The sequence below is a fragment of the Actinomadura viridis genome (assembly GCF_015751755.1).
GTDB lineage: Bacteria > Actinomycetota > Actinomycetes > Streptosporangiales > Streptosporangiaceae > Spirillospora > Spirillospora viridis.
In genome coordinates this window covers 7,011,015-7,026,561 of the sequence record NZ_JADOUA010000001.1, presented here as the reverse complement: position 1 = coordinate 7,026,561, position 15,547 = coordinate 7,011,015, and the positions used below count along the sequence as shown (strand labels likewise).

The following is a 15,547-nucleotide window of genomic DNA, read 5'->3' as shown; positions in this document are numbered from 1 at the left end:
CGTGATCGCACGGACGCGGACGGCATCCACCCGGGTGGAACATCTGTTCGGTGCGGCGCCAGATGAATTCCGCTACGAGCGCGCCGTAGGCCCCAGAAGCCCCCTGGGTCTATGGGGGGATGCATCTCCTCGCCCTCTGGCCCGCCACACGCGCATACAGCGCCCGTCAGTGCCACTTTTCGCGCTACGAGCCGGTAGAATGAAGGCGGGTTCAGGATGCTGCGCCGCCAACGGGTCGCCCGGATCTCCAGCCGTCCGGCGGGAGAGGACGAGGGGCGCCCTTACGTGTGTTACGGGGCACACCGCGTTCTCCGCGACGCGGGCGGCGATCATCCCCGGCAGGAGGATCTCCTTTGGCGTACGACGCTAGTTCGATCACTGTCCTTGAAGGTCTCGAGGCGGTGCGCAAGCGCCCGGGCATGTACATCGGCTCGACCGGGGAAAGGGGCCTGCACCACCTCGTCTACGAGATCGTCGACAACTCCGTCGACGAGGCCCTGGCCGGCTACGCCGACACCATCGTGGTGACGCTGCTCGCCGACGGTGGCGTCCGGGTGGACGACAACGGCCGCGGCATCCCCGTCGGCGAGCATCCGGTGGAGAAGCGCCCCGCCATCGAGCTGGTGCTGACCACGCTGCACGCGGGCGGCAAGTTCGACGGCAAGTCGTACGCGGTCTCCGGCGGCCTGCACGGTGTCGGCTCGGCAGTGGTGAACGCCCTGTCCACCCGGCTGGAGGCCGAGGTCAAGCGCGACGGCCATGTGTGGCGGCAGTCGTACACCTGGCAGGGCCCCGAGGTGCCGCTGTCCAAGGGCGAGCCGACCGACGAGACCGGCACCACGATCACCTTCTGGCCGGACGAGAACATCTTCGAGACCACCGAGTGGAACTTCGAGACCCTCTCCCGCCGCATGCAGGAGATGGCGTTCCTCAACCGCGGCCTGGCGATCTCGCTGGTGGACGAGCGGCCCGACCACGCCGACGCCGAGGACGGCGAGGCGCGCTCGGTCCGCTACCACTACGAGGGCGGCATCGAGGACTTCGTCCGCTACATCAACAGCAAGAGGGAGGCGGTCCACGACTCGGTCGTCTACTTCGGCGACGACACCGAGGGCATGTCGGTGGAGATCGCCATGCAGTGGAACTCCTCGTACGCCGAGTCCGTCCACACCTTCGCCAACACGATCAACACGGCCGAGGGCGGCACCCACGAGGAGGGCTTCCGGGCGGCGCTGACCAGCATCGTCAACCGGTACGCCAAGGAGCAGAAGCTCCTCAAGGAAGGCAAGGACGACAACCTCACCGGTGAGGACGTCCGCGAGGGCCTGACCGCGATCATCTCGATCAAGCTGGCCGACCCGCAGTTCGAGGGCCAGACCAAGACCAAGCTGGGCAACACCGAGGCCAAGTCGTTCGTGCAGAAGGCGTGCCACGAGCACCTGCGCGACTGGTTCGAGCGCAACCCCGGCGAGGCCAAGGAGATCATCAACAAGGCCACGCAGGCGGCGCGGGCCCGGATCGCGGCGCGGCAGGCGCGCGACCTGACCCGCCGCAAGAGCCTGCTGGAGTCGACCTCGCTGCCCGGCAAGCTGTCGGACTGCCAGAGCACCGACCCGTCCCGCACCGAGCTGTACATCGTCGAGGGCGACTCGGCGGGCGGCTCGGCCAAGGGCGGGCGCGACCCGCACTACCAGGCGATCCTGCCGATCCGGGGCAAGATCCTCAACGTGGAGAAGGCGCGGATCGACCGCATCCTCAAGAACAACGAGGTGCAGGCGATCATCACCGCGCTGGGCACCGGGGTGCACGACGAGTTCGACATCTCCAAGCTCCGGTACCACAAGATCATCCTGATGTCGGACGCCGACGTCGACGGCCACCACATCAACACGCTGCTGCTGACCCTGCTGTTCCGGTTCATGAAGCCGCTGATCGAGGCCGGTCACGTCTACCTGAGCCAGCCGCCGCTCTACAAGATCAAGTGGGACGGCCGCGGCCAGGACGTCGACTACGCCTACTCCGACCGCGAACGCGACGCGATCATCGAAGCGGGCGTGGCCGCCGGCAAGCGCGACCCGCGGCCCCGCGACCTGGTGCAGCGCTTCAAGGGCCTGGGCGAGATGAACGCCAACGAGCTGTGGGACACCACGATGGACCCCGACAACCGGGTCCTGCTGCAGGTCACGCTGGACGACGCGGCGCAGGCCGACGAGCTGTTCAGCGTGCTCATGGGCGAAGAGGTCGAACCGCGCCGCGAGTTCATCCAGCGCAACGCCAAGGACGTGCGCTTCCTGGACATCTGAGGTGCACACCTCCCGGCCACCGAAGGCGTCGCTCCCCGCCGGGGGCCCGCGCGCCGGCGCAGCCGATCTTCCTTCCACCAAGTAGAAGAGGTCTTTCAGAGTGACGGACGTGACCATAGAGGGCGGGGGCCCGGGCGAGCGGATCGAACCGGTCGACATCCAGGTCGAGATGCAGCGCAGCTATCTCGACTACGCGATGTCGGTCATCGTCGCGCGCGCCCTGCCCGAGGTCCGCGACGGGCTCAAGCCGGTGCACCGCCGGGTGCTGTACGCCATGTACGACGGCGGTTACCGGCCCGACCGGGGCTACTTCAAGTGCGCCCGCGTCGTCGGCGACGTCATGGGGAACTACCACCCGCACGGTGACTCGGCCATCTACGACGCCCTGGTCCGCCTGGCCCAGCCGTGGTCGATGCGCTACCCCCTGGTCGACGGCAACGGAAACTTCGGCTCGCGCGGCAACGACCCGGCCGCGGCCATGCGGTACACCGAGTGCCGCATGGCCCCCCTGGCGATGGAGCTGCTGCGCGACATCGACAAGGAGACCGTCGACTTCTCCCCCAACTACGACGGCCGCTCCCAGGAACCCGACGTCCTCCCGTCGCGTTACCCCAACCTGCTGGTGAACGGCTCGGCCGGCATCGCGGTCGGCATGGCCACCAACATCCCCCCGCACAACCTGCGCGAGGTGGCCGACGGCGTCCAGTGGTTCCTGGAGAACTACGGCGCCACCGACGAGGAGCTGCTCGAGGCGCTGATCGAGCGGGTCAAGGGCCCCGACTTCCCGACCTCCGGCCTGATCGTCGGCCGCAAGGGCATCGAGGAGGCCTACCGGACCGGCCGCGGCTCCATCACCATGCGGGCGGTCGTCGAGGCCGAGGAGATCCAGGGCCGTACCTGCCTGGTCGTCACCGAGCTGCCCTACCAGGTCAACCCCGACAACCTCGCGCTGAAGATCGCCGAGCTGGTCAAGGACGGCAAGCTCGACGGCGTCGCCGACGTCCGGGACGAGACCTCCGGCCGTACCGGCCAGCGCCTGGTGATCGTGCTCAAGCGGGACGCCGTCGCCAAGGTCGTCCTCAACAACCTCTACAAGCACACCCAGCTGCAGGAGACGTTCGGCGCCAACATGCTGGCGCTGGTGGACGGGGTGCCGCGCACCCTCCGCATCGACCAGTTCGTCCGCCACTGGGTGACGCACCAGATCGACGTCATCGTCCGCCGCACCCGGTTCCTGCTCCGCAAGGCCGAGGAGCGCGCCCACATCCTGCGCGCCCTGCTCAAGGCGCTGGACCGGATCGATGAGGTCATCGCCCTCATCCGCCGGTCCCCCTCCGCGCAGGCGGCGCAGCGGGGCCTGATGGGCCTGCTGGAGATCGACGAGATCCAGGCGCAGGCCATCCTGGACATGCAGCTGCGCAAGCTGGCCGCCCTGGAGCGCCAGCAGATCACCGACGAGTACGACAAGCTGATGGCGGAGATCGCCGACTACAGCGACATCCTGAGCTCGCCCGAGCGGCAGCGCCGGATCGTCGGCGACGAGCTCGCCCCGATCGTCGAGAAGTACGGCGACGAGCGGCGCACCGAGATCATCCCGTTCGACGGGGACGTGTCGTACGAGGACCTCATCGCCGAAGAGGACGTCGTCGTCACCATCACCCGCGGCGGCTACGCCAAGCGCACCAAGACCGACCTCTACCGCGCGCAGCGGCGCGGCGGCAAGGGCGTGCGCGGCGCGCAGCTCAAGCAGGACGACATCGTCGACCAGTTCTTCGTCACCTCGACGCACCACTGGATCCTGTTCTTCACCAACAAGGGCCGGGTCTACCGCGCCAAGGCGTACGAGCTGCCCGACGCCGCCCGCGACTCGCGCGGCCAGCACGTGGCCAACCTGCTGGCGTTCCAGCCGGACGAGCACATCGCCCAGGTGATGGACCTGCGCGACTACGACGTCGCGCCCTACCTCGTCCTGGCCACCCGCAAGGGCCGGGTCAAGAAGACCGCGCTGCGCGACTTCGACTCGCCCCGTACCGGCGGGATCATCGCCATCAACCTGGTCGACGACGACGAGGTGATCGCGGCCCGGCTGGTGTCGCCGGATGACGACCTGCTGATGGTCTCCACCGGCGCCCAGGCGATCCGGTTCCGCGCCGACGACGAGTCGCTGCGCCCGATGGGCCGGGCCACCAGCGGAGTGATCGGCATGCGCTTCGACGACGACCACGACGTGCTCAACATGCTGGTCGCGCAGCAGGACGCGCACGACGTCCTGGTGGCCACCGAGGGCGGCTACGCCAAGCGCACCCCGATCGAGCAGTACCCCGTCCAAGGACGTGGGGGTAAGGGCGTTCTCACCGCTAAGATCGTGCAGACTCGCGGCAGGCTGGTGGGGGCGCTGATGGTCGGTCCCGACGACGAGGTGTTCGCGATGACCTCCAATGGTGGCGTCATCCGCACCACGGCGGCGGAGATCAAGCAGTCCGGCCGGCAGACCATGGGGGTCCGTCTGATGAACCTCGCCGAAGGGGACAGCGTCGTCGCCATCGCGAGGAACGTAGAGTCCATGGAGGACTCAGACACCGAGGCGGACGCGGGGAGCGACGGTGAATGACGCTCCCGGATCCGTCCCCGAGCCGCTAGGCCAGGAGGACACGTGAGCACCCAGCCCGGCAAGGACAAGGGCGGCGCCGGAAAGGGATCCGGCGAGGGCGACTCCCCTGCGGGCGGCAAGCCCAGGAAGAAGACCGTGGCGGCCTCGGCGTCCAAGCCCGGCCGGGACGAGGCCACCGTGGAGATCACCCCCGCGGAGGAGACCAAGGTCGACCTTCCCCGGGTGGAGCCCGAGGCGGAGCGGCCGGAGATCGCGCCGGTGAAGGACACCGGCGACGCCTCCGACTGGACCAAGCCCGCCGAGCCCGCCACCTCGGTCTCCGGCACCCGCGCGGAGAGCTCCGGGCCCACGTTCAGCGCCGCCGAGCCCCCCTCCGGGGGGACCTCCGGCCCGGCGGCGCCGACCGCCCCGCCCGCCGGCTCCCAGGCCCCCGGCTCCGCGCCCCGCGCCGCGTCCGGCCCGGGGTCCCGGTTCGGCGCGGCCTTCGCCGGCAGCGTCCTCAAGAACCGTCCGGGCAAGGCGTCCTCGGCCCAGGCCGCGGGGAGCGCCAAGTCCGCGCGCAAGGCCCAGCTCCAGCTGGCCCGGCTGGAGCCGTGGTCGGTCATGAAGTTCAGCTTCGTGATGTCGCTGGTCTGCTTCGTGGTGCTGCTGGTCGCCGTGATCGTCCTCTACGCGATCCTGTCCGGCCTGGGCGTCTTCTCGGCGATCACCGACACCGTCTCCGAACTCACCCGCCGCCAGGGGGAGACCTCCGGGGGCCTGGACGCCGGCAGCTGGTTCTCCTTCGCCCGCGTCTTCGGTTACACGGTGCTGGTCGGAGCCCTCAACGTCCTGCTCATCACGGCCCTGTCCACCGTCGGATCGGTCATCTACAACCTGGCCGCCGACCTGGTCGGAGGCGTCGAGGTCACCCTCAAGGAGGCCGAGTAGCACCACCCGCCGCCGCCCGCCGCGAATCGATTTCCGGTTGTCCCGCCAGATGGGGTAATCTCTCGTTGCGCCGCTAGGGCGGCGGTCACACGGGCCTATAGCTCAGTCGGTTAGAGCGCATCCCTGATAAGGATGAGGCCGGAGGTTCAAGTCCTCCTAGGCCCACCACCTCAGAAGCCCCCACCGGGTACCCGGTGGGGGCTTTTCGGTGATCGCAGATCCCCTACGGCGTCGGCGTAGTAGGCCGACTCGGCCAGATGGAACGCGATCTGCCGGAACGTCCAGCCTTCCCCGGGCGAACGGTCGAGCCGGCCGGGCGTCAGCGCGTCCAGCCGGGCGGCCCAGATGCGACTGAGCCGGGTGAGCCGGCTCTCGGCCTCGTCCAGGTCGTGGCCGGTGAAGGGCGCCAGATCGCCGGGGGTGGTGCTCGCCGAGGCATGCCAGCGATCAGGGATCGTCCGCTCTCCGGCCAGCCGCGCCTCCAGTTCCGCGAGGTGGTCGATGAGGTGGTCGGTGACCCGCCGGATCGCCTTGTGCGGGGTGTACGACCGTTCGCCGACCTGCAGCGGGCGCCCGTCCCACGCCGTCCAGGTCACCGCGAGCCCGAGCACGTGATCGATCATCTCGGTCACGATCAACGCGGGATCACGGCCATCGGTGATCGGCGTGTCGTCTGACATCCCGGACCTCCTGGCGACACCGGAGCACTGTTGAGGTCAACGTAGGTATCGGACATCTCGATGCGCACCGAAATGTCGACGACGAGGCGACGCCGAGGGCCTGGTGGGGCTTTCGCGGGAGCGCCGTGGGACCGGGACTGTGGAATACGGCCTGGATCCGGCAGGGGCTTACGGCCACACTCGGATCGCCGCCTACGAAAGGGGTCCGATGGGAAGGGACGCCGTTTCCATTGAGATGGACCTCTACGAGATCGCGTACCTGTGCGGCGGTGCGGAGCGGGTGGCTCAGGTCGTCCTGGTGGCCCTGTGGCAGGACGGCCGGATCAAGATCGCACCCGCCCGGCAGCGCGTCACCGTGGCGCGCCCTGAGTCCCGGCACCCGATCGAAGCGGTCGCCTTGGAGGTCGTCCCCTCGACCGGGCTCCCGCTCTGGCGGGTTCTGACCCGGATCGCCGCCCACCCCGCCACGGCGCGGATCGTGTCCTCGTTGCGTGCCAAGGGCCTGCGCCGGAGCCGTCGGCTGCGCAGGCGACTGGTGGCCGATCCCGGGGACGGACTGCGGCGGGTCGCGGTGCTGGGCACGCCCGGCATCGAGGACAGGAAGCTCAGGAAGATCTTCGAGACGCCCGATCCGCGACTGGCGGAGTGGGCGCGCCCGAAGATTCGCCTGCGCTCCACGATCGAGAATCCGGCACCTGATGGGCGGCGCATGAAGCGTGCTGCCAGGCAGCTCGAACGCGTACTCGAACGGCAGAGCGAGCAGTCCGGGCATGACCATGGCGGCGGCCACAGCGCCGACCACGGCGGGGACTTCGGTGGTGGAGGCGGCGACAACACCTGAACAGGCCTGGGCCGCAGGGTGCGCGCTCTCAGGAGACTTCGCGCAGCCAGTCGATGAGGAGGCGGTTGACCTCGTCGGCGCGTTCCTGCTGGATCCAGTGGCCGCAGCCGTCGAGGATGTGCGAGGAGACCAGGCCCGGGAGGGTGTCGGGGTAGGCCTTGATGGCGTCGGCCAGCCAGGTGGTGGAGGCGTCGAGTGCTCCGCCGGCGAAGAGCGAGGGCTGGGTGATCGGGGCGCCGTCCCATGCGGCGAGGTCCTCCCAGTCCCGGTCGACGTTGCGGTAGCGGTTGAGCGCGCCGGTCAGCCCGGTGCGTTCGAACTCGTTCGCGTAGAAGTCCAGGTCGTCCGGGGTCAGCCAGGACGGGAGCCGGCCGGAGGGGAAGCGGTCGGACAGCTTCCCGCCCGCCGGGACGAAGTGCGGGTCGGCCGCGCCGGGCGGCGGCATGGTGCCGGCGGAGAGCGCGGCGTAGAAGCCCGCCAGCCAGGCGCGGACATCGGTCTCGATCTCCGCCTCGGCACGGCCGGGCTCCTGGAAGTAGCGGACGTAGAACTCCTCGCCCCCGCCGATCCGGGCGAAGGCGTCGCTGGGACGGAAGCCGTTCCGGGGCGTGTACGGAACGCTCAGCAGGGCCACGGCGGTGAAGACGCCGGGCCGGAGCAGTGCCGAGTTCGCGGCGATCGACGCGCCCCAGTCATGCCCGACGATCACGGCGGTCCGCTCGCCGAGGGCCCGTACGACCCCGACGTTGTCGGCGACGTGGTTCAGCATCCGGTACGCGTCCACCTCGCGGGGCTTGGATGAGCGTCCGTAGCCGCGCACGTCGATGGCGACCGCGCGGAACCCCGCCGCCGCGATCGCCGGGAGTTGGTGGCGCCACGAATACCAGGACTCGGGGAAGCCGTGGACCAAGAGGACGAGGGGTCCGCTGCCCTGCGCCACCAGGTGGACGCGGCCACCGGGGACGTCCACCAGGTGGTGCTCGGCGTCCGGTGCCGGGACGGAAGACGGGTACGACATGGTCGCCTCCTGAATGATCATCTGTTGGCGGAGATGGCGCCCGTACCTGCGAGAACCGGTAGAGCGCCCGTTTCCGAGCATGCCCAGGCACCCTCCGCGCCGCGACCACCGTTGCCGTTTCGGCAAACCCCGGGGCCGTGTGGGATCTTCGACGGGTTCCCTCGCCACCAGGAGAAACGGAGCCGGCCGTATGACCGACCTGTCCGCGTCGCTGCTGCCTGTCGCGCTGAGCGCGGCCACCATCGCGGGCGATCTCGTGCGTACCAGCGGTCCCGGCCTCCTCACCGCCAAGGGCGACCGGGACATGGCCTCCGAGGTGGACTACGCGGTGGAACGCGCCGTACGGGACTACCTGCGCGAACGCACTCCCGACATCGCCGTGCTCGGCGAGGAGGAGGGCGTCAGCGGCGACGCCGGGGGCGATCTCCTCTGGGCGATCGATCCGGTGGACGGGACCGCCAACTTCGTCCGCGGCATCGCCCTGTGCGGCTTCTCGCTGGGCCTCATCCACCGCGGGCTCCAGGTGGTGGGCGTCATCGACCTGCCGTTCCTGAACACGCGCTACCACGCGGCCCAGGGCCTCGGCGCGTACGAGGGCGACCGCCGGCTGCGCGCGAGCCCGACCACCGATCTCCGTGACGCCGTCGTCGCCTTGGGGGACTTCGCGGTGGAAGAGGACGCCGCGGCCGCGAACCGCGTCCGGCTCGCCCTCACCGAACGCGTGGCGGCCGGCGCCCAGCGCGTCCGTATGCTCGGCTCGTCCGCGATCGACCTCGCCTGGGTCGCGGACGGGAAGGTGGACGCGGCCATCATGCTGTCCAACAAGCCCTGGGACACCTCGGCGGGTGCGGTCATCGCCCGCGAGGCCGGTGCCGTGGTCACCGACCGGGACGGCACCCCGCACACGGCCGGCTCGTCCGCCACCATCGCCGCCGCGCCCGGTCTCGCGGACGCCGTCGCCGCCCTCGTCCGCGAGACGGGCGGGAGTACGGTCCGGCTCTGAGCGGCCATGGGCGTGGGAACGGGCCTGTGGATTTCCCCGTCCCTGGGGACTGCGCTGAGGACATCGCGTGGAAGGTCTCTCACCGCTCAACGGTCATCTGTGGAGAGAAGTTATCCACAGGATGTGGATGGTGTGGACTTTGGGCAGGTCACCCCCGTGGACGGGGTTGAGCTGCGGAGAAGTGGACGGTGGATGACGGCCGGTTGTGGATGGAGCGGCCTGGGGACGGGCGTCATCCACAGGCCGTCCGGCGTCGAGGTTTCATGAGAAACCTCGACGGCCCGGCCCTGCTGGTGGACGACGGCGGCCAGCCGACATTCGCCGTGCGGGAGGTCGCTCGGCGGGCACGGTAGCCGGGCGGGTGCGGCGCTTCGGGGGGACGAGTGTCGGAGGAGGCCGCTAGATTGCGCGTCATGCCGAGTGGATCCCCTTTCGCCAAGCTTCCCGGCGGGCTGCCCCCGGGGCGCCTGATCGAGCCCGACGAGGACTACGCCGACGACCCGACCTGGTCGGGCCACGATGCGATCTGGGTGTCGGACGAGCAGGTCCCCGACGTCGCGCGGCTGTGGCGGCGGCTCTACGCGAGCCGCGCCGAGACCGGCCTCTACCCGCTGCTGCTGGAGGGGCTCGACGGCGAGCCCGATCGTCCGTGGCACGTCGGCGAGCTGGGCCCCGCCCCCGTGGGCACCATCGACGTCCTGACCGCAGGCGGTGTGCTGCGCCGCTTCTGGGACGCCATCGCCCCGGACGACGAGGACGAGGAGGACCCCTTTCCCGGGCTCCCGGACGGGCGGTGGGCGGGGTTGGCCGACCCGGGCGAGGGAACGCGGGACCCCGACGGCGCCGCGCTGGAGCTGGTGGAGGTCCTCGCGTCGGTCAAGGGCTGGCTGCTGGGCCTGGTGCCCGCCGCCCGAGGCGCCGACGCGCTCACCCTGGCCGGATGGGACGGCCCCTGCAACCACACCAACCACACCCAGGAGATCTCCGCGGTGCTCCGGTCCTGGGAGGACCGTTTCGGAGTACGGGTGGTGTCCGTCGGGTTCGCCACGCTCCAGGTGTCCGTGGCCGCGCCGCCCGTCACGTACGACCACGCGCTGCGGGTGGCCGCCGAGCACCACGCCTTCTGCCCCGACAACATCTGGCAGGGGGAAGGGTCCGCCGAGGAGTACGCCAAGGGACTCGTCGGCGCCGACCGCTGGTCGTTCTGGTGGGATTGAGTGGGGCTAACCCCACCTGGACTCTGGAGTTTCCCCCGCTGCCCTGACGCCCGCGACACGGTGGAATCGGTTCCATGAACCTCTCCACGCCCCCCGCTCGTTTCGTCCAGATCTCGGTGGGCACCGTGGTGGCCGCGGTCCTGGTCGCCGGGATGGTGCGCACCTCTCCCGCCCGGTCCACGGTGTCGGCCGCCTGGCGGGACGCGTCCACCCTGTCCACGGAGGGGTGGGCCGGGGCTTGGGGCGCGGCCATGCAGCCCCCGGTCGAGGGGAACGAGGACACCGGCCCGAACTGGTCGCGGGAGGGGTTCGCCGACCAGACCGTACGGCAGGTGGTCCGGGTCACCGCGGGAGGGACGCGCGCGCGGATCCGGCTGTCCAACCTCTACGGCACCAGGCCGTTGCGGGTGTCCGGGGCGACACTGGGCAGGTCGGCGGGCGGGGCGATGGTGTGGCCCTCGACGATGCGGACGCTGACGTTCGGCCGCGAGAAGTCGGTCGTCATCCCCGCCGGACGTGAGGCGGTCAGCGATTCGCTGGCACTGCCCACCTCCCCCCTGGAGCGGCTGGCGGTCTCACTGCGGTTCACCGAACGGACCGGTCAGGCCACGTTCCACCGCTTCGCCATGACCTCCTCCTACCGCGCCCAGGGCGACCACCTGTCCGACCAGGGCGCCGACGCGTACACGCAGTCCACGAGTTCCTGGTACTACCTGAGCGGGGTCGAGGTGTCGGGCACGCCCGTGTCCCGCGAGCGCAACACCGTTGTCGCCTTCGGCGACTCCCTGATGGACGGGGTCGGCTCGACGCCCGGTGCGGACGCCCGCGTCCCCGACCACCTCGCCGAACGGCTGGCGGCCGAGCACCGGCCCCTCGCCGTCGTCAACGCCGGGATCGGTTCGGGCAAGCTGCTCCACGACTCCGAGTGCGGAGGGGAGAAGGGGCTCACCCGGTTCCGCCGGGACGTGCTCGCCCGGCCGGGGGTGCGGTCGGTCATCGTGCACCTGGGCGCCAACGACATCGGCGCCCCGCAGACCGGTGACCCCTGCGTCCGACCGAGCCCGCGGGTGACGGCGCGGCAGCTCATCGACGGGCACCGCGCCCTCATCCGCGCGGCGCACGGTCGGGGCGTCAAGGTGATCGGGATGACGGTCGGGCCGATGAAGGGGGCGCTGTTCCCGTTCTGGAGCCCGGAGGGGGAGAAGGTCCGGCAGGAGGTCAACGACTGGATCCGGACCGGTGGCGAGTACGACTCGGTCGCGGACGCCGACCTGGCCATGGCGGGCGCCTCCGACCCGGCGATGCCCCGTCCCGGGTACGTCTTCATGGACGGCGTGCACCCCAACGACGCGGGCTCCCACGCGATCGCCGCCGCCGTCGACATCTCCGCCCTGTGAGGGCCCGGCCCTAACCGGCGATGACGTCCGCTCCGAACGCCGCCTTGAGCTCGCTCTTCAGGGCGGTGCCCTGGGTGACGTGGTAGCGGGCGTCGATCCGCATCAGGACGTCGCCCTGCGGCCTGGTCAGCCGGATGCGCACCTCGGTCGGGCCGGGATGGGCCAGCAGGATCTCCTTCAGGCGGGCGACCACCGGCCGGGTCACCCGGGCCTCCGGGAACGTGAGGGTCAGCGGGGCGGTGTCGGCCAGGGACGCCGGATCGGGGACCTGCATCTCCATGGCGACGAGCCGGGGGACGTCCTCGCGCCTGTCCAGCCGCCCCCTGACCAGGACGATGCGGTCCTCGGCCAGCTGGGGGCCGGCCAGCAGGTACGCGGCCGGGAAGAACAGGCAGTCGATCGTTCCGCCGAGGTCCTCGACGGTGGCGATCGCCCAGGGCTTGCCCTGCTTGGTCATCTTCCGCTGGAGCCCGGAGACGATCCCGCCGATCGTGACGACCGCGCCGTCCGCCGGCCGTTCGTCGGCGACCAGGGCGGCGATGGAGTGGTCGGTCCGGGCGCGCAGCGCGTTCTCCACGCCGAGCAGCGGGTGGTCGGAGACGTAGAGGCCGAGCATCTCCCGTTCCTGGGCGAGACGGTAAGGCTTGTCCCATTCGTCCGTGCCGAACTCCACGCCCAGGCTGAACGCCGGTTCCCCATCGCCGGTGCCGCCGAGACCGAACAGGTCGTCCTGGCCGTACGCGCGGTTGCGCTTGACGCCGATGACGGCGTCCACGGCCTGCTCGTGCAGGTCCGACAGCCCTTTGCGGGTGTGACCCAGGGAGTCGTACGCGCCCGCCTTGATGAGGGAGTCGATGGTCCGCTTGTTGCAGACCACCGCTTCGCTCTTGTCCAGGAAGTCGGGGAACGAGGCGAACCTGCCCTTCTCCGCCCGCGTGGCCAGGATCGAGTCGACGACGTTGGCGCCGACGTTGCGCACGGCGGTGAGGCCGAACCGGATCTCGCCACCGTCCAGCGGGGTGAACCAGGCGTCGGACTCGTTCACGTCGGGCGGCAGGACCCGGATCCCCATCCGGCGGCACTCGCCGAGGTAGACGGCCATCTTCTCCTTGTCGTCCTGGACGCTGGTGAGGAGCGCGGCCATGTACTCGGCCGGATGGTTCGCCTTGAGGTAGGCGGTCCAGTAGGAGACGAGCGCGTACGCGGCGGCGTGCGCCTTGTTGTAGGCGTAACCGGCGAACGGCACCATCACGTCCCACACCGCCTGGACGGCCTCGTCGGAGTAGCCGTTCTTCCGGCAACCCTCCCGGAACGGGATGAACTCCTGGTCGAGGATCTCCTTCTTCTTCTTGCCCATGGCCCGCCGCAGGAGGTCGGCCTGGCCGAGCGTGTACCCGGCGAGCCTCTGCGCGGCGCGCTGGACCTGCTCCTGGTACACCACCAGTCCGTAGGTCTCGCCCAGGACGTCGCGCAGCGGCTCCTCCAGCTCGGGGTGGATCGGCGTGACCTCCTGCCGGCCGTTCTTGCGCAGCGCGTAGTTGACGTGGGAGTTCATCCCCATCGGGCCGGGCCGGTACAGCGCGGTCACGGCGGTGATGTCGGCGAACGCGTCGGGCCGCATCATCCGCAGCAGCGACCGCATCGCCGCGCCGTCGAACTGGAAGACGCCGAGCGTGTCACCGCGGGCGAACAGCTCGTAGGTCGGCCGGTCGTCCAGCGGCAGGTCCAGCAGGTTCAGCTCGACGCCGCGGTGGCGGCGGAGCGCCTTGACCGCGTCGTCCATGATCGTGAGGTTGCGCAGGCCGAGGAAGTCCATCTTCAGCAGCCCCAGCGACTCGCACGTGGGGTAGTCGAACTGGGTGATGACGACCCCGTCCTGCGGGCGCATGAACACCGGGACGTGGTCGGTGAGGGACTCCGCGGACATGATGACCCCGGCCGCGTGGACGCCCGTCTGACGGATCAGCCCCTCCAGCCCGCGGGCGGTGTCGATGACCTGGCGCACGTCGGAGTCCCCCTCGTACAGGGCCCTGACCTCCGTCGCCTCCGCGTGGCGCGGATGTGCGGGGTCGCTGATGCCCGACAGGGGGATGCCCTTGCCGCCCACGTCCGCGGGCATCGCCTTGGTGATGCGGTCGCCGAGCGCGTACGGGTGGCCGAGGACGCGGCAGGCGTCCTTGACGGCGGCCTTGGCCTTGATGACGCCGAACGTCACGATCTGCGCGACCTTGTCGGCGCCCCATTTCTCGGTGACGTACCGGATGACCTCGCCGCGCCGCCGTTCGTCGAAGTCCACGTCGATGTCGGGCATCGAGACGCGTTCGGGGTTGAGGAAGCGCTCGAAGATCAGGCCGTGCGGCAGCGGGTCGAGGTCGGTGATGCCCAGCGCGTACGCCACCAGGGAGCCGGCCGCCGAACCGCGGCCGGGGCCGACGGCGATGCCGTTCTCCTTCGCCCACATGATGAAGTCGGCGACGACCAGGAAGTACGACGGGAACCCCATCTCGACGATGACGCGCATCTCGAACTCGGCGCGGTCCCGGTACTCCTCGCCGTGGCCGCCGGGGAACCGCCGTTCCAGGCCGCGCCGCACCTCCCGGCGGAACCAGCTCTCCTCCGTCTCGCCCTCCGGTACGGGAAAGCGCGGCATCAGGTCCTTCCGGGCGAACATGCCCGAGGTGTCGACCCGCCCGGCGATGAGCGCGGTGTTGCGGCACCCGGACTGCCAGGCGTCGGAGGGGTCGATGGCGTACATCCGCTCCGGCGGCTTGAGGAAGTAGCCCGACCCCTCGAACCTGAACGCCGGGTCGTCCAGCCTGGACCCGGTCTGCACGCACAGCAGCGCCGAGTGGGCGGCCGACTCGTGCTCGTAGGTGTAGTGGGAGTCGTTGGTGACGACGAACGGCGCGTCCAGCCGGGCGGCGATCTCCTCCAGGCCCGCGCGGGCCCGGGTGTCGATGTCGATGCCGTGGTCCATCAGCTCGACGAAGAAGTCGTCCTTGCCGAAGATGTCCTGGAACTCCCCGGCGGCCCGCAGCGCCTCGTCCGTCTGGCCGAGGCGGATGCGCGTCGCCACCTCCCCCGACGGGCAGCCGGTGGTGGCCATGAGCCCGTCCGCGTACTGGGCGAGCAGTTCGCGGTCCATGCGCGGCTTGCGGAAGTGGCCCTCCAGCGCCGCCCGCGACTGGAGGCGGAAGAGGTTGTGGAGGCCGGTGGCGTTGTAGGCCCAGATGGTCATGTGGGTGTACGCGCCCGCGCCGGAGACGTCGTCCCCCTTCTGCGCGGGGGTGCCCCACCGTACGGGCTGCTGCGTGCGGCGGTGCTCCGGCGCGAGGTACGCCTCGATCCCCAGGACGGGGGTGATGCCTGCCGCGACGGCCTGGTCGTGGAAGTCGTACAGGCCGTGCAGGTTGCCGTGGTCGGTCATGGCGAGCGCCGTCATGCCGAGGTCGCCCACCGCCTGGAACAGGTCCTTGAGGCGGGCGGCGCCGTCCAGCATGGAGTACTCGGTATGTACATGCAGATGCGCGAATTCCTGCGACGCCAA

The 15,547-nt window shown here is 70.4% G+C and carries 10 protein-coding genes and 1 tRNA gene; 8 read left to right on the top strand and 3 right to left on the bottom strand.

Annotated elements, in window-relative coordinates; translation table 11 throughout:
• Window positions 1–353 precede the first annotated feature (353 nt).
• From gyrB to IW256_RS31835, 4 genes are all read left to right on the top strand, one after another.
• The gene (gyrB, locus tag IW256_RS31850; RefSeq protein WP_197014471.1) at window positions 354–2,303 is read left to right on the top strand and encodes a DNA topoisomerase (ATP-hydrolyzing) subunit B; all 1,950 of its coding nucleotides are present in this window, start codon (window positions 354–356) and stop codon (window positions 2,301–2,303) included.
• A gap of 100 nt (window positions 2,304–2,403) precedes the next feature.
• On the top strand, window positions 2,404–4,914 hold the full coding sequence (gyrA, locus tag IW256_RS31845; RefSeq protein ID WP_197014470.1) for a DNA gyrase subunit A: 2,511 nt from the start codon (window positions 2,404–2,406) through the stop codon (window positions 4,912–4,914).
• Between the two features lie 42 nt (window positions 4,915–4,956).
• On the top strand, window positions 4,957–5,844 hold the full coding sequence (locus IW256_RS42900; RefSeq protein WP_307829247.1) for a DUF3566 domain-containing protein: 888 nt from the start codon (window positions 4,957–4,959) through the stop codon (window positions 5,842–5,844).
• A gap of 91 nt (window positions 5,845–5,935) precedes the next feature.
• Window positions 5,936–6,012 (top strand) — tRNA-Ile (locus tag IW256_RS31835).
• Window positions 6,013–6,014: 2 nt separating this feature from the next.
• Here IW256_RS31835 and IW256_RS31830 read toward each other — a convergent pair.
• Window positions 6,015–6,524 (bottom strand): hypothetical protein, encoded by a 510-nt coding sequence (locus IW256_RS31830; protein ID WP_197014469.1) that lies wholly within the window; start codon window positions 6,522–6,524, stop codon window positions 6,015–6,017.
• Between the two features lie 208 nt (window positions 6,525–6,732).
• On the opposite strand from IW256_RS31830, the gene IW256_RS31825 reads away from it, so the two are divergent.
• On the top strand, window positions 6,733–7,365 hold the full coding sequence (locus tag IW256_RS31825; RefSeq protein WP_197014468.1) for a TIGR04222 domain-containing membrane protein: 633 nt from the start codon (window positions 6,733–6,735) through the stop codon (window positions 7,363–7,365).
• Between the two features lie 28 nt (window positions 7,366–7,393).
• On the opposite strand, the gene IW256_RS31820 is transcribed toward IW256_RS31825, so the two are convergent.
• Window positions 7,394–8,383, bottom strand: a complete 990-nt coding sequence (locus IW256_RS31820) for an alpha/beta fold hydrolase (RefSeq protein WP_197014467.1) — start codon at window positions 8,381–8,383, stop codon at window positions 7,394–7,396.
• Between the two features lie 190 nt (window positions 8,384–8,573).
• Here IW256_RS31820 and IW256_RS31815 point away from each other — a divergent pair, with 190 nt between their 5' ends.
• From IW256_RS31815 to IW256_RS31805, 3 genes are all read left to right on the top strand, one after another.
• Window positions 8,574–9,386 (top strand): inositol monophosphatase family protein, encoded by an 813-nt coding sequence (locus IW256_RS31815; RefSeq protein ID WP_197014466.1) that lies wholly within the window; start codon window positions 8,574–8,576, stop codon window positions 9,384–9,386.
• A gap of 413 nt (window positions 9,387–9,799) precedes the next feature.
• Window positions 9,800–10,603 (top strand): DUF4253 domain-containing protein, encoded by an 804-nt coding sequence (locus IW256_RS31810; protein ID WP_197014465.1) that lies wholly within the window; start codon window positions 9,800–9,802, stop codon window positions 10,601–10,603.
• A gap of 74 nt (window positions 10,604–10,677) precedes the next feature.
• Window positions 10,678–12,000, top strand: a complete 1,323-nt coding sequence (locus IW256_RS31805; protein WP_197014464.1) for an SGNH/GDSL hydrolase family protein — start codon at window positions 10,678–10,680, stop codon at window positions 11,998–12,000.
• Between the two features lie 10 nt (window positions 12,001–12,010).
• Here the strand turns inward: IW256_RS31805 and dnaE are convergent, their stop codons facing one another.
• Window positions 12,011–15,547: a DNA polymerase III subunit alpha gene (gene dnaE, locus IW256_RS31800; protein WP_197014463.1), complete on the bottom strand. Its 3,537-nt coding sequence runs from the start codon at window positions 15,545–15,547 to the stop codon at window positions 12,011–12,013.